This is a genomic window from Pantoea sp. RG18, assembly GCF_025910075.1.
Lineage (GTDB): Bacteria > Pseudomonadota > Gammaproteobacteria > Enterobacterales > Enterobacteriaceae > Pantoea > Pantoea agglomerans.
In genome coordinates this window covers 450,287-464,894 of sequence record NZ_JAPCIL010000009.1, presented here as the reverse complement: position 1 = coordinate 464,894, position 14,608 = coordinate 450,287, and the positions used below count along the sequence as shown (strand labels likewise).

The following is a 14,608-nucleotide window of genomic DNA, read 5'->3' as shown; positions in this document are numbered from 1 at the left end:
ACATTTTCATTTTCTGCATCAAACCTCGACATCTTACAACGAACAAGCTAATGTTGGGCATCCAGATGTCTAAACGTTTATATGGTTGTAAGAGGTGAGCAGGTTATGCCAATCAGGGTTCCCGACGAATTACCGGCAGTGAATTTTTTGCGTGACGAAAATGTCTTTGTGATGACATCGTCGCGCGCCAGTGTTCAGGAGATCCGCCCGCTTAAAGTGCTCATACTGAATCTGATGCCGAAAAAGATCGAAACGGAGAATCAGTTTCTGCGTCTGCTTTCCAACTCGCCCTTACAGATCGATATTCAGCTGCTGCGCATCGACAGCCGCGAGTCACGCAATACGCCCACTGAGCACCTCAACAACTTCTACTGCAATTTTGAAGATATCCAGCATGATAACTACGATGGCTTAATCGTGACAGGTGCACCACTCGGGCTGGTTGATTTTAATGATGTCGCTTACTGGCCACAGATTCAGCGCGTTCTGCACTGGGCCAATGAGCATGTCACCTCAACCCTGTTTGTCTGTTGGGCGGTTCAGGCCGCGCTTAACATTCTGTATGGTATCCCCAAGCAAACCCGGCATAACAAACTGTCTGGCGTCTATGAACATCAGATACTGCATCCCCATGCGTTACTGACCCGCGGTTTTGATGATAATTTCCTCGCACCGCACTCACGCTATGCTGATTTTCCCACTCATTTGATAACGGATTACACCGATCTTGAGCTGTTTGCTGAATCGGAACAAACCGGTGCCTATCTGATGGCGAGTAAAGACAAACGTCTGGTGTTTGTTACCGGTCACCCGGAATATGATGCCCTGACGTTGTCTGGTGAGTACCATCGCGATTATGAAGCGGGGGTGAATCCGGAAGTCCCTTATAACTATTTCCCGCAGGATAATCCGGTATTGCCACCCCGCGCCACCTGGCGCAGTCACGGCAATCTGCTGTTCTCGAACTGGCTCAACTACTACGTTTACCAGATCACGCCGTTCGATCTGCGTCACATGAACCCAACGCTGGAATAGTCCTGTCTGAAGATCAACTGAACCGTGTTAGCCGATGGCAACACGGTTTTTTTTCGCCTTTAAAACGTTAACTGAAAGCGATTCCTTTAATGGATTAAAGTTTTATTGCAGATAAAACATAAGGATAGGTTAATTTATATTTAAAAATGGAAATAGTTTTTGATTTAAAAAAATAAATGCTTATGCTCTGATCCTGTAGCTCACAAAATAAACACCGTGTGGATCCGCTGCTTTCGATCCTTTGAATACAGGAGAACGCCAGCATGACAGACTCAGTGATCAGCCATACCCTGATTTTCAGCCAGCCCTTTAGCCATGCAGAACAGCAGCTGTTAACGCCCGAGGCTGTTTCTTTTTTAGAGTCTCTGGTCGCACGCTTTGCACCGCAACGCGAAGTGCTGTTATCGGCTCGCCAGCAGCGTCAGCAGCAATATGACCAGGGCTATCTGCCAGACTTCAATATGGAAACGGCTTCCATAAGAGCCAGTGAATGGCGTATTCAATCTATTCCGGCAGATTTAGAAGATCGTCGGGTCGAGATCACCGGCCCACCCGATCGGAAAATGGTGATTAACGCCCTGAACTCAAACGTTAAAGTCTTTATGGCCGACTTTGAGGATTCGCTCTCTCCGGAGTGGTCGAAGTTGATTGAAGGGCAGCTGACACTGCGCGAAGCAGTACAGGGCGCCCTGAGTTATACCAGCGACAAAGGCAAAATTTATCAGCTCGGCGCTACCCCTGCGGTACTGATGTGCCGGGTGCGTGGTCTGCATCTGTCAGAAAAACATGTCAGCTGGCAGGGGAAGGCAATTCCGGGCGGGCTGTTTGATTTCGCGCTCTATTTCTTCCACAACGTCCGGCCGTTACTGGCCAAAGGCAGCGGGCCTTATTTCTATCTGCCGAAAACCGAGAGCTGGCAGGAGATCGCCTGGTGGCGTGAGATCTTCAGTTTCAGCGAGGATCAGTTCGATCTGCCGCGTGGCACGATCAAAGCCACTGTCCTGATCGAAACCTTACCCGCCGTGTTTCAGATGGATGAGATCCTGTGGAATCTGCGCGATCACATTGTTGGCCTCAACTGTGGCCGCTGGGATTACATCTTCAGCTATATCAAAACCCTTAAACAGCATGCGGATCGCGTGCTGCCGGATCGCCAGTCCGTCACCATGTCTCAGCCGTTCCTAAACGCTTATTCGCGACTGCTGATTAAAACCTGTCATCGGCGGGGGGCTTTTGCGATGGGCGGGATGTCAGCGCTGATCCCCGCTAAAGATCCCACGCGCAATGCCTGGGTACTGCAGCGCGTGACGGAAGATAAGCAGCGGGAGGCAGGTAACGGGCATGACGGCACCTGGATTGCTCATCCTGGTCTGGCAGATACCGCGATGGCGGTCTTCAACGCTGCGCTGGGCGACCGGCCAAACCAGCTGCAGGTCATGCGGGAAGAGGATGCGCCGATCACAGCGGAGCAGTTGCTGGCGCCCTGCCAGGGTGAGCGCACCGAAGCCGGTATGCGCGCCAACATCCGTGTTGCGCTGCAATATCTGGAAGCGTGGATCAGCGGTAACGGCTGTGTCCCGATTGACGGACTGATGGAGGATGCCGCCACCGCTGAGATCGCACGCACCTCAATCTGGCAATGGATTCATCATCAGAAAATGCTGAACAACGGCCAGCAGGTCACAGCTGAACTGTTTCTGCGCTGGCTTAACGAAGAGCTGCATCTGCTGCAAAACGCGCTGGGCGAAGCCCACTTCAGCGCCGGTCGCTATGACGACGCGGCGCAGCTGATGGCTCAGATCACCACCGAGCGCGAGCTGGTTTCCTTTCTTACCCTGCCAGGCTATCGCCTGATCCCCTGAACAGAGGAGCTATTGCCATGACACGTACTCAACAGATCGATCAACTGGAACAACTCTGGCAGACCGCACGCTGGCAGGGCATTACCCGCCCTTACAGCGCAGCAGAGGTCGTCAATCTGCGCGGCTCGGTCTTGCCCGCCTGTACACTGGCAGAGCGCGGTGCGGAAAAATTATGGGCGTTGCTGAATGGCGAGGCGAAGAAAGGGTATATCAATAGCCTGGGTGCGCTGAGCGGCGGGCAGGCACTGCAGCAGGCCAAAGCGGGCATCGAAGCGATCTACCTTTCTGGCTGGCAGGTAGCGGCGGATGCCAACGTGGCGGGCCAGATGTATCCCGATCAGTCGCTCTACCCGGTGAACTCGGTGCCGGAAGTGGTGACGCGCATTAATCAGACCTTTCAGCGCGCCGATCAGATTCAGTGGTCCAGCGGCATTGAAGCGGGGGACAGCCGGCACACCGATTTCTTCCTGCCGATTGTGGCCGATGCTGAAGCTGGTTTTGGCGGCGTGCTGAATGCGTATGAGCTGATGAAGGCGATGATTCAGGCGGGCGCGGCGGCCGTCCACTTCGAAGATCAGCTGGCGGCGGTAAAAAAATGCGGTCACATGGGCGGCAAAGTTCTGGTACCGACTCAGGAAGCCATTCAGAAACTGGTGGCGGCACGGCTGGCTGCCGATGTGATGGGCGTGCCAACCGTGCTGCTGGCACGAACTGATGCCGACGCTGCTGACCTGATTACATCAGATTGCGATGAATACGATCGTCCCTTTATCCAGGGCGACCGGACGGCAGAAGGCTTCTTCCGCACCCACGCCGGCATTGAACAGGCGATCAGTCGCGGGCTGGCCTATGCACCTTATGCTGACATCCTGTGGTGTGAAACCTCAACGCCGGATCTGGCGATGGCGCAGCGCTTTGCCGACGCCATTCATGCCCGTTTCCCCGGCAAGCTGCTGGCCTACAACTGTTCACCGTCGTTCAACTGGAAGAAGAACCTCGACGATCGCACCATCGCGAAGTTTCAGCAGGCGCTCAGCGACATGGGCTATCGCTTCCAGTTCATCACGCTGGCGGGCATCCACAGCATGTGGTTCAACATGTTTGATCTGGCCCACGCCTACGCCCAGGGCGAAGGGATGCGTCACTATGTTGAAAAGGTTCAGCAACCTGAGTTCGCTGCCCGCGATCGCGGTTACAGCTTCTCTTCGCATCAGCAGGAGGTGGGCACCGGCTATTTTGATCAGGTAACCAATATCATTCAGGGCGGTAAGTCCTCGGTCACCGCGCTCACCGGTTCGACCGAAGAGCATCAGTTCTGACCCTTTTCCTCTGACTGATTCCCCGTCCGAAAACCGCGGGCGGGCGTTTACCGGAGCTGATTATGCCGCCACGCGAATCATTGATCGCCCACACTATCCTGCAGGGTTTTGATGCACAGTATGGTCGCTTTCTCGACATCACTGCTGGCGCGCAGCAGCGGTTTGAGCAGGCGGAATGGCAGGCGGTGCAGCATGCCATGAAGGCCCGCATTCATCTCTATGATCATCACGTCAGCCTGGTTGCCGATCAATTGCGGGTGCTGAACGGTGCGGCCAGCTGGGATGAGATGTTCTGGCTGCGGGTTAAGGACCACTATCAAAGCCAGCTGCCCGGCTATCCACGGCATGAAATTGCCGAAAGCTTCTTTAATTCTGTCTACTGCCGGTTACATGGACATGCCGATCTGCAGCCTGACCGGCTGTTTATCTTCAGCTCTCAATCCCTGACCGCACCGGTCACACCTTTGCGCCCGTTATCGCGCCGTTATCAGCCGGAGCGGGGCTGGCTGGCACTGGTGGATCAGGTGTTGAGCGATTTACCGCTGACGTTGCCGTGGCAGCAGCGCGCTCGCGACGTCGGCTGGATTGTCCGCCACCTGCAGTCGCATTTTCCCCGGCTGAACCAGGGCTGGCTCGAGGTTAACAGTGAACTCTTCTATCGTAACAAAACCGCCTGGCTGGTGGCGCGGCTGCATCTGCCGGAAGGCATCTTGCCCTGTCTGCTGCCGATCCAGCGCAGTGAAACGGGCGAACTGTGGATCGACACCTGTCTGACCGATGTGAATGACGCCAGCATTGTCTTTGGTTTTGCCCGCGCCTATTTCATGGTTTATGCGCCGGTGCCTGCGGCGCTGGTTGCCTGGCTGCAACCGATTCTGCCTGGCAAAACCCTGGCGGAGCGCTATATGGCGATTGGCTGCCAGAAGCACGGTAAAACCGAGAGCTATCGCGAGTATCTTCAGGCGCTGGCAGAGAATGAGACGGCCTTTGAGATCGCACCCGGCGTGCGCGGCATGGTGATGCTGGTCTTCACGCTGCCGGGCTTTGACTGGGTGTTCAAGGTCATCAGGGATCGCTTCGCGCCGCAAAAAGAGGTGACGGAAGCGCAGGTCCGCGCCTGTTATCAGCAGGTCAAAGAGCACGATCGCGTGGGACGTATGGCGGATACGCAGGAGTTCGAGCAGTTTGCGCTGCCGCTGTCGCGCATCTCACCGGCGCTGCTGGCAGAACTCCACGCCTGCGTGGCTGAGAAGCTGCATATCGAAGGCGATCGCCTGATTATTCGTCACCTGTGGCTGGAGCGCCGTATGCAGCCGCTTAATCTCTACCTGGCCCAGGCGAATGCCGCAGAGCGGCGTCACGCGATTGAAGAGTATGGCAATGCCATCCGACAGCTGGCGGCGGCCAATATCTTTCCCGGAGACATGCTGTTTAAAAACTTCGGCATCACCCGCCATGGCCGGGTGATTTTTTACGATTACGATGAGATTCGCCCGATGCAGGAGCTGCACTTCCGGGAGGTGCCCGCGGCGCGCTATGAGGAGGATGAACTCAGCGCCGAGCCCTGGTACAGCGTCGGGCCGGACGATGTCTTCCCGGAAACCTTCCGCTATGCGTTATGCAGTGAAGCCGCTACCGGCGCATTGCTGTTACAACTGCATCCGGAGATATTCGACGCCCGCTGGTGGCGCGCGCAGCAGCAGCGCATCGCCCAGGGCCATGTGGAAGAGGTGATCGCCTGGCGGCAGACGCAGCGTTTCAGCGTCTGCTACGGCGCAGAAACCGTTAACGACCGCTGTACGCCAGCGTAACCTGGCGCGCTTCGCGGATGACCAGTGCACCTAATTCAGTAATCCGATCGTCAGTCATGCGGGCGATGGGGCCGGAGATGGAGAGCGCGGCAAACGCCTCGCCATGTTCGTCATAGATTGGCGCGGCGACACAACGCAGTCCAAGCGCATGTTCTTCATCATCAAATGAGAAGCCCGCTTTGCGCACCAGCGCCAGATTCTCTTTCAGACTCTGCGGCGACATCAGGGTTTTCGGCGTGTAGTAATGCAATCCTTTCTGATGCAGCAGGGCGGTGACCTGCTCATCGCCCAGATGGGCCAGGAACGCTTTGCCTGCGCCAGACGCATGCATCGGCAGCTTGCCGCCAATCGGCGCGGACATTCGCATCAGCTGGGTACACTGCACCTGATCAATGATCACCGCCTGGTGATCGCTGAGATCCAGCACCGCCAGATTCACCGTTTCACCGGACTGCTCCATCAGGCTACGCAGCACCGGGTGTACCAGCGCCAGCAGGTTACGGCTCTGCAGGAAACTGCTGCCGACCACGAAGGCGTGTGCGCCGATCGTCCACAGCCCGAGATCGCCCACCTGCCGGACAAAACCCTGCTGCTGCATGGTGCTGAGCAGGCGATGCGTGGTGGAGTTAGGCAAACCCGCCTGCTGAGCCAGCTCGGTCAGCGCTACGCTGCCATGTGAGTCAGCAATCAGCTCCAGCAGCGTCAGGCCGCGGGTCAGCGATTGCACCTGACCGCCCGCGGGTGCGGCGACAGGGGTGCCACGGGGTTTCTTGCCGCGCTTAACAGGAACCGGCGTTGCCATCATTGTTTCTCCTTTTGCATTGTGGAAATCATTTTCGTTTTAATCACGCGCATTGCAAACGCTGGTTTTCTGGTCAGACCTGTACAGCCGTGACCTGAAAAACTCTCAGTCGAGGTTACTTTGTCGCCTGACCAGCTTGTGCCAGAATGAAAAACGGGCTTTTCCGCCAGCAGACTGACGTGAATGGGGCAACAGTGAGCAATAAAATCGACGCGTTAAAACAGCAGCTCGCACAACGCATTATGGTGCTGGATGGGGGTATGGGCACCATGATCCAGAGCTATAAGCTGGAAGAAGAGGATTATCGCGGCAGCCGTTTTGCTGACTGGCCCTGCGATCTCAAAGGCAACAACGATCTGCTGGTGCTGAGTAAACCGGCGGTGATCCGCGAGATCCACGACGCCTATCTGGCGGCGGGTGCGGATATCCTCGAAACCAACACCTTTAACGCCACGTCGATTGCGATGTCGGATTACCAGATGGAACGTTTATCGGCGGAGATCAATTTTGAAGCGGCCCGCCTGGCGCGGGCCTGCGCCGATGCGTGGACGGCGAAAACGCCGGATCGTCCGCGTTATGTTGCGGGTGTGCTCGGCCCGACCAACCGCACCTGCTCGATCTCACCCGATGTTAACGATCCTGCCTACCGTAACGTCACTTTTAATCAGCTGGTGGAGGCGTACCGCGAATCGACCCGCGCGCTGGTGGAGGGCGGGTCCGACATCATCATGATTGAAACGGTGTTCGATACGCTGAATGCCAAAGCAGCCGTCTATGCGGTGCAGACCGAGATGGAAGCGCTGGGCGTGGCGCTGCCGCTGATGATCTCCGGCACTATCACCGACGCCTCCGGCCGAACGCTCTCCGGCCAGACCACCGAAGCTTTTTACAACTCGCTGCGTCACGCCGAACCGCTCTCTTTTGGCCTGAACTGCGCGCTGGGACCCGACGAACTTCGTCAGTATGTGGCGGAACTGTCGCGCATCGCTGAAGGCTACGTGACCGCCCATCCCAACGCCGGTCTGCCCAATGCCTTTGGCGAATATGATCTGGATGCGGAACTGATGGCGCAGCAGATTGGTGAATGGGCCACCGCCGGATTCCTGAACATTATCGGCGGCTGCTGTGGCACCACACCGCAACATATCGCTGCCATGGTGGCGGCGGTTGAAGGCGTTGCACCGCGTCAGTTGCCGACGATCCCGGTGGCCTGCCGTCTCTCCGGTCTGGAGCCGCTTAACATCACCGCAGAGTCACTGTTTGTTAACGTCGGTGAGCGCACCAACGTCACCGGCTCGGCAAAATTTAAACGGCTGATCAAAGAAGAGAAGTATAACGAAGCGCTGGAAGTGGCGCTGCAGCAGGTGCAGAGCGGCGCGCAGATCATCGATATCAACATGGATGAAGGCATGCTCGACGCCGAGGCGGCGATGGTACGCTTTCTGAATCTGATTGCTGGCGAACCCGATATTGCCCGCGTGCCGATCATGATCGACTCCTCAAAATGGGAGGTGATTGAGAAAGGGTTGCAGTGCATTCAGGGCAAAGGGATCGTGAACTCAATTTCGATGAAAGAGGGTGAAGCGGCCTTTATTCATCATGCGCGTCAGGTCCGGCGTTACGGCGCGGCGATGGTGGTCATGGCGTTTGACGAAGTGGGTCAGGCGGATACCCGCGCCCGAAAAATTGAGATCTGCCGCCGTGCTTACCGGATCCTCACCGAACAGGTCGGCTTCCCGCCGGAAGATATTATCTTCGACCCCAACATCTTTGCGGTCGCCACCGGCATCGACGAACACAACAACTACGCCATGGATTTCATTGGTGCCTGCGAAGATATCAAGCGCGAGCTGCCCCATGCGATGATCTCCGGCGGCGTCTCCAACGTATCGTTTTCATTCCGTGGCAACGATCCGGTGCGTGAAGCGATACATGCCGTCTTTCTCTATTACGCCATCCGTAAAGGCATGGATATGGGCATCGTCAACGCAGGCCAGCTGGCGATTTATGATGATTTGCCGGCAGAACTGCGCGAGGCGGTAGAGGATGTGATTCTTAACCGGCGGGATGATGGCACCGAGCGGCTGCTGGCGCTGGCGGAGAAATACCGTGGCGGCAAAAGCGATGGCTCGCAGGAAAAACAGCTCGCGGAATGGCGCAGCTGGGACGTGGTGAAACGGCTGGAGTATTCGCTGGTCAAGGGGATCACCGAGTTTATTGAGCAGGATACCGAAGAGGCGCGCCAGCAGGTACCACGGCCGATAGAGGTGATTGAAGGCCCGCTGATGTCCGGCATGAACGTCGTCGGTGACCTGTTCGGTGAGGGCAAGATGTTCCTGCCGCAGGTGGTGAAATCGGCGCGCGTGATGAAGCAGGCGGTGGCGTATCTGGAGCCCTTTATCGAAGCCAGCAAAGAGGCGGGGCGCAGCAACGGTAAAATCGTGCTGGCCACGGTCAAAGGCGACGTACACGACATCGGGAAAAATATTGTCGGCGTGGTGCTGCAGTGTAATAACTACGAAATCATTGACCTTGGCGTGATGGTGCCGGGTGAAAAAATTCTTAAAACGGCGCGCGAAGTGAATGCGGACATCATCGGCTTATCAGGCCTGATTACGCCGTCGCTGGATGAGATGGTCAACATGGCGAAAGAGATGGAGCGTCAGGGCTTTACCTTACCGCTGCTGATTGGCGGCGCGACCACCTCGAAGGCGCATACCGCTGTCAAAATTGAGCAGCATTACAGTGGCCCGACGGTCTACGTGCAGAACGCCTCACGCACCGTTGGCGTGGTGTCGTCGCTGCTTTCCTCCACGTTAAAAGAGGATTTCGTCGCCCGAACCCGCAAAGAGTACGAGACCGTGCGCATTCAGCATGCACGCAAAAAGCCGCGCACGCCGCCGGTCTCGCTGCAGGCGGCGCGCGATAACGCCACCTCAATTGACTGGGAGAGTTACACGCCACCCGTGCCGCATCGTCCCGGGGTCAGTCAGGTGGAGGCCAGCATTGAAACGCTGCGCAACTACATCGACTGGACGCCATTCTTTATGACCTGGTCGCTGGCGGGCAAATATCCCCGCATCATGGAAGATGAGGTGGTGGGTGAAGAGGCGCAGCGTCTGTTTGCCGATGCCAATGCGATGCTCGACAGATTAAGCCAGCAGTCGCTGCTGAAGCCACGTGGCGTGGTCGGTATTTTTCCGGCTAACCGGGTCGGCGATGATATTCATCTCTACAGTGATGAGCGGCGTGATGAGATTTTGTGTGTGAGTCATCACTTACGCCAGCAGACCGAAAAAACCGACTTCGCCAACTACTGTCTGGCGGATTTCGTGGCCCCGAAATCGAGCGGCAAAGCGGACTATCTCGGTGCTTTCGCGGTGACCGGCGGGCTGGAAGAGGATGCGCTGGCGGAGGCGTACGATCGTCAGCATGACGACTACAACAAGATCATGGTGAAAGCGCTGGCTGACCGTCTGGCGGAAGCCTTTGCCGAATACCTGCACGAGCGGGTACGTAAGGTGATCTGGGGCTTCGCGCCCAACGAAAATCTCAGCAATGAAGAGCTGATTCGGGAAAATTATCAGGGGATACGTCCGGCACCAGGCTATCCGGCCTGCCCGGAGCACACTGAGAAAGCCGCCATCTGGCGTCTGCTGGCGGTGGAAGAACAGACCGGCATGAAGCTCACCGAATCCTTTGCCATGTGGCCGGGCGCGTCAGTCTCTGGCTGGTACTTCAGCCATCCTGACAGCCGCTATTTCGCCGTGGCGCAGATCCAGCGTGACCAGGTGGAAGATTATGCGGCACGCAAAGGGATGTCGGTCACAGAAGTGGAGCGCTGGCTGGCGCCGAATCTCGGCTACGACGCGGACTAAGTAAAAAAGCGGCCTGAGGGCCGCTTCAGACTGCTGACAAATCCAGCTCCGGTTAAATCTGGCAGCAATGAAGAAACTCAACGCGCAGGGAACCCGGTCAGAGGAGGAAAACGTCCCGCGCCAGGGACGGCGCGGGCCGAGCGGCCAGGGATGGCATTAGCGCCTTTCCGATCTGACCGGGTTCCCTGAGCAGGCGCGATCTCATTGCTATGCTTTGCTTCAGGCGTATGCTCCCTGAGCCTGCTTTCTGTTAACCGCATGAAACGGCCCTGAGGCCGCCATCTGCTTAGTTAAAGCGCGCGTCGCGATCGGACGTCAGATCATACAACTGGTACTTGCGACCCAGCATCTGACCGCCATCACGCGTCAGCGGCACCCAGTTCACCTGCGCGCGACCGCGCGTTGGCGTCACGGTGAACAGATCCATTGGGATAGAGATATAGAAGCCTTTGGTGAAGTCGCCTTCGCCATACTCTTCAGACGAGACGTTGGTTTTGGTGGCATAGACACCCACCATCACGCCGCTGTCGAAGCGCTTCGACACATCGACCGTCACACCTTTATCTTTCGCCAGATACTGACCGACGCTGGTTTTCACCAGTACATCCTGCATGAACCATGGACGCCAGTAACCCGTCAGGTTGCCGGTTGAGGCTTTGTAGCGATTGAACTGCATCATGTTGTCCCAGTCACGCTGACGGACATAGTTGGCATCGACGCCCACCGCCCAGTTCGCATCGACCGGACGATAGAGCAGCTCGCCACCCACGCCGCCATACATCGTCTCCAGGTACCCGCCGTAAACCTGACCATAGAAGCCGTTACCGAGGTGGCCCATATAGTTCGCCTGCAGATCGTTAACGTAGACGTTGTTCTCAACGTAGTCGCGGATATGGGTACGCACGCGCGGCAGCGAAGAGTCCGCCGGTGCGCCGTTGTAGTTGAACTTGTCGTAGTTGTTGGCGAGGTTACCAAACAGACTACCGCCCACCAGCAGGTGATCCGTCAGCCAGTAATCAGCGTTAGCCATTACGCCGACCTGATACATATAGAAGCTTTCCGGGCCGCCCACCGACTGATTCAGCACCGGCGACAGACTGTAGTTCAGGCGATCCTGACGGATAAACATCCCCTGCTCAGTGGTACCCGGATCGACCGGTTCTTTGCGGGTCTGTTGCAGTGGCTGCTCATGGCCCAGCGGATAGCCTTCCAGATTGTTACGCAGGCTGGCGACCTGCGTCTCAGTCGTCACCTGTGGCATGTTAAAGCGCGACTCGGTGACATTGATGGTGTCGATGCCGTCAGGCAGGTGGTTCATGATGATGCGGTTCGCACGATCCACCCCTTCACGGGTATCGCGATACTTCGTCTGCTCGCCTGACACATAGATCGTGTGACCCTGAGTCTGAATACGCGGACCATCAAGACCGGCATTGTATTTCAGATCGGTCAGCTGAGTGCCCACCACCGTCGGCTCCAGCAACTTAGGTTGCGGCTGCGGATTGTAGGAAGGCTTCTCGCTGTCGATGTGCGCCTGACGCAGATCGTTGAAGTTGGTGCGAATGGTGACACCAAACATAAAGGTGTTACCGCGTTCGTAGCTGGCGTTGATGTCAGCCCAGTCGGTTACGCGATAAATCGCGCCGACGTTGAGCTTGCTGCGCTGCTCAAGGCGGCCAGCAAAGTCATTCTGGTAGTCGTTGCCCTCATACTCCATTTTAAGGCGCAGCGGCTGCCAGGGCGTCTGATACTCCACGCCGCCAAACAGCGCCGTCGGACCGTGGAACATCTGCGAGCCGTTGATTGAACCCGCTTCGCCCACCTGCGGACGCTGGCAATAGCTGTCGCTGTATGAGCAGAAGGGGTTCTTCACGGTGCCGCTATTGCCGAGATAGCCCCAGCCAAGCCCCAGGGTAAAGTCGAACGGTCCCCATGCTTTGGTCGCCACCAGGTATTCGCTGTCGAACAGACCGGTACCGCCCAGATCGCGGGTTCCCACCGCCACTTCCGGCAGCCAGAAGCCCTCCTGCCACAGACGGAGTTTCAGGTCGAAGGCTTTATCTTTATAGCTCTGCGTGCCGCTGAATTCTGAGACCGCACTGTACTGACGGGTGCGCACGTCGGTATACCGCACAGTGGTCTCCAGCCAGGGAAAGAGCTGCAGTGACGCGGAGTAGTATCGGTACTGATCGTTGTCGCGCGCGTTGAGGCTGAACTCGCCCTCTTTGGCCATGCGCGCCGTCGGCACCTGCATCAGACCCACGCCGCCGAAATCGGATTGTGAAGGGCCCACCGGCTCGGGCCAGGTGTCAGCCTGCGCCTGACAGGCTGCCGCCACGGAAACAGCCAACAGGCTGAAGAGATAACGTTTTTTCATCAGTCTGGTATCCGGTGAGTCAGTACGGAAAGGATGCGTTCATTAAGATCTTCATAGCTGCCTGGCAGGCTCCATGACGAAAAGCCGAGCCAGATAATGCTGCCTGGCTCCACTTCCGCGTGGCGATGATTCCAGTAGGCAACCGGCACCTGCTGTGTGGCGCCTGAAGGTGCAATCACGGTGACAAAATTGCGTTCTGCCCCGGAGAGTGCGTCATGACCATCCAGATAGTCGCGTACTGATTTACCCGGCTGCCAGCTCACTTTGCCAGCGCCGCTCAGCGCGCCGAGCAGCAGCACAGAATCGGAGGGGGCCTGCAGATAGAGGTCATAGCTGCCTTCCAGCCGACGGTTGTCAGCCGGATGCAGACGGATCCAGTCCGGGTCGAGCGACGTGAACTGGCGACCTGCTACTTTGATGGCGCTCAGCTGGCGGATCACCTCATCAATGGCCGCCGCCCGATCGCCGCTGCTGTCGGCACGCCAGGCACGTAACGCGCCCAGCGTCTGTTGATAGTGCTGCTGTGCCACTGCGCTGGCGCCGCGCTCGGCAATAAAGGTCGCACGCCAGTCAGTGTTGACCTGCAGTGGAGGCAGAGTCACCAGCTGGGAGAGATCCGCGACCTGGCTCAGCTCAGCCTGACCGCCGTTGTGCGGTGCATGAACGATAACCTGCGCAGTTGCCTGCGCTTCTGCGGCGCTGAACAGGCTCAGCCCGGCCAGCAAAAAAGTGATTTTTTTCATGATTTCGCCGGCTTCAGAATAGTGATATCTACAGGGAAGGCGTCTGCCGCCAGCATCTGATGGGCCTGCACCACATCGCCGCTGCTGTTATCGATCCAGAAGGTGTTTTCCCACTCGCGGTTACTGCTGTCGATGCTCACCTGCTCATGCCAGACGCGGCACGGAATGCGGTTGCCCGCCACGGTCAGGACTTCGTCGGTGCCGCGCTGGAAGGTTGAACGCACAGTCGCGCCGCGAACCTTGCCCTGTTCGGTCCACTGCACGATGCGGGTCCAGCCTGCACCGTTGCTGATATGCAGGCTGTCAGCGAGCGGATCCTGTTGCAGATTGCTGACGCTAAGCAGGTTATCCGGCAAGCCCAGGGTTTTAACCAGGCGGCCATGCTGTGTCACCAGCATCGCCTGATCCTGTGTCACCCATTTCTGCTGACCTTTCTCGTTGTAGCCGAGCACTACAAAAATGCGCGGACCTTCATTCAGGCGAGCATAGAGACTGGCATAGGGAAGATTGTTGACCTGTTGATCGGTAACGGTCACGTCGTCCGGGCCGTTAACCGCAAGCAGCAGAGTCTGTTCAAGACCTTTTTGCGTTTGTGTACAGGCCTGCAGCAGCAGGCAAGCGAGCAGCAGAGGAAGTTGGCGCACTGTGTGTCCCTGATAAGTCATGCCAAAGTAAAAAATAACCACACAGGCGTGTGGTTATGTTTAAAGGTGCTCTGCCCGTCCCGTTCCGGCTGCAGAAATACAGGTTACGTGGCTCAGCGTCCTCACTCACCGAAGTC

9 protein-coding genes are annotated in these 14,608 nt (G+C 57.2%); 5 read left to right on the top strand and 4 right to left on the bottom strand.

Annotation, left to right across the window (positions count from 1 at the left end; translation table 11 throughout):
* Window positions 1-105: 105 nt before the first annotated feature.
* The 4 genes from metA (at window position 106) to aceK (ending at window position 6,027) form a co-directional block, all read left to right on the top strand.
* Window positions 106-1,035, top strand: a complete 930-nt coding sequence (gene metA / locus OK409_RS13180; protein WP_010252696.1) for a homoserine O-acetyltransferase MetA — start codon at window positions 106-108, stop codon at window positions 1,033-1,035.
* A 263-nt stretch (window positions 1,036-1,298) separates the two neighbouring features.
* A complete protein-coding gene (aceB, locus tag OK409_RS13175; RefSeq protein ID WP_264367134.1) occupies window positions 1,299-2,897 on the top strand; it encodes a malate synthase A in 1,599 nt (532 codons plus the stop codon).
* Between the two features lie 17 nt (window positions 2,898-2,914).
* A complete protein-coding gene (gene aceA / locus OK409_RS13170; RefSeq protein WP_010672196.1) occupies window positions 2,915-4,216 on the top strand; it encodes an isocitrate lyase in 1,302 nt (433 codons plus the stop codon).
* A 62-nt stretch (window positions 4,217-4,278) separates the two neighbouring features.
* A complete protein-coding gene (gene aceK, locus OK409_RS13165) occupies window positions 4,279-6,027 on the top strand; it encodes a bifunctional isocitrate dehydrogenase kinase/phosphatase (protein WP_264367133.1) in 1,749 nt (582 codons plus the stop codon).
* Here aceK and iclR read toward each other — a convergent pair.
* Window positions 6,002-6,829, bottom strand: coding sequence for a glyoxylate bypass operon transcriptional repressor IclR (gene iclR, locus OK409_RS13160; protein WP_010252683.1), 828 nt, complete (start codon window positions 6,827-6,829; stop codon window positions 6,002-6,004). The two genes, aceK and iclR, sit on opposite strands and share 26 nt — an antisense overlap.
* 194 nt (window positions 6,830-7,023) lie before the next feature.
* On the opposite strand from iclR, the gene metH reads away from it, so the two are divergent.
* Entirely contained in the window at window positions 7,024-10,707 is a 3,684-nt protein-coding gene (gene metH, locus OK409_RS13155) for a methionine synthase (protein WP_264367141.1), read from the top strand.
* Between the two features lie 286 nt (window positions 10,708-10,993).
* Here metH and OK409_RS13150 read toward each other — a convergent pair whose 3' ends face one another.
* From OK409_RS13150 to OK409_RS13140, 3 genes are read right to left on the bottom strand one after another with little or no spacing between them, the layout of a single operon-like run.
* The gene (locus OK409_RS13150) at window positions 10,994-13,084 is read right to left on the bottom strand and encodes a YjbH domain-containing protein (RefSeq protein ID WP_062759330.1); all 2,091 of its coding nucleotides are present in this window, start codon (window positions 13,082-13,084) and stop codon (window positions 10,994-10,996) included.
* Complete coding sequence (locus OK409_RS13145; protein ID WP_010252675.1) at window positions 13,084-13,827, bottom strand: capsule biosynthesis GfcC family protein; 744 nt, start codon at window positions 13,825-13,827, stop codon at window positions 13,084-13,086. Before OK409_RS13145 ends, OK409_RS13150 begins: the two co-directional genes overlap by 1 nt.
* Window positions 13,824-14,471: a YjbF family lipoprotein gene (locus tag OK409_RS13140; RefSeq protein WP_010672200.1), complete on the bottom strand. Its 648-nt coding sequence runs from the start codon at window positions 14,469-14,471 to the stop codon at window positions 13,824-13,826. Before OK409_RS13140 ends, OK409_RS13145 begins: the two co-directional genes overlap by 4 nt.
* Between the last annotated feature and the right edge of the window lie 137 nt (window positions 14,472-14,608).

Bases quoted from the DNA above. Each gene is read 5' to 3' on its own strand.
- metA (WP_010252696.1), top strand. From the start codon at position 106: ATGCCAATCAGGGTTCCCGACGAATTACCGGCAGTGAATTTTTTGCGT.
- aceB (WP_264367134.1), top strand. From the start codon at position 1,299: ATGACAGACTCAGTGATCAGCCATACCCTGATTTTCAGCCAGCCCTTT.
- aceA (WP_010672196.1), top strand. From the start codon at position 2,915: ATGACACGTACTCAACAGATCGATCAACTGGAACAACTCTGGCAGACC.
- aceK (WP_264367133.1), top strand. From the start codon at position 4,279: ATGCCGCCACGCGAATCATTGATCGCCCACACTATCCTGCAGGGTTTT.
- iclR (WP_010252683.1), bottom strand. From the start codon at position 6,829: ATGGCAACGCCGGTTCCTGTTAAGCGCGGCAAGAAACCCCGTGGCACC.
- OK409_RS13150 (WP_062759330.1), bottom strand. From the start codon at position 13,084: ATGAAAAAACGTTATCTCTTCAGCCTGTTGGCTGTTTCCGTGGCGGCA.
- OK409_RS13145 (WP_010252675.1), bottom strand. From the start codon at position 13,827: ATGAAAAAAATCACTTTTTTGCTGGCCGGGCTGAGCCTGTTCAGCGCC.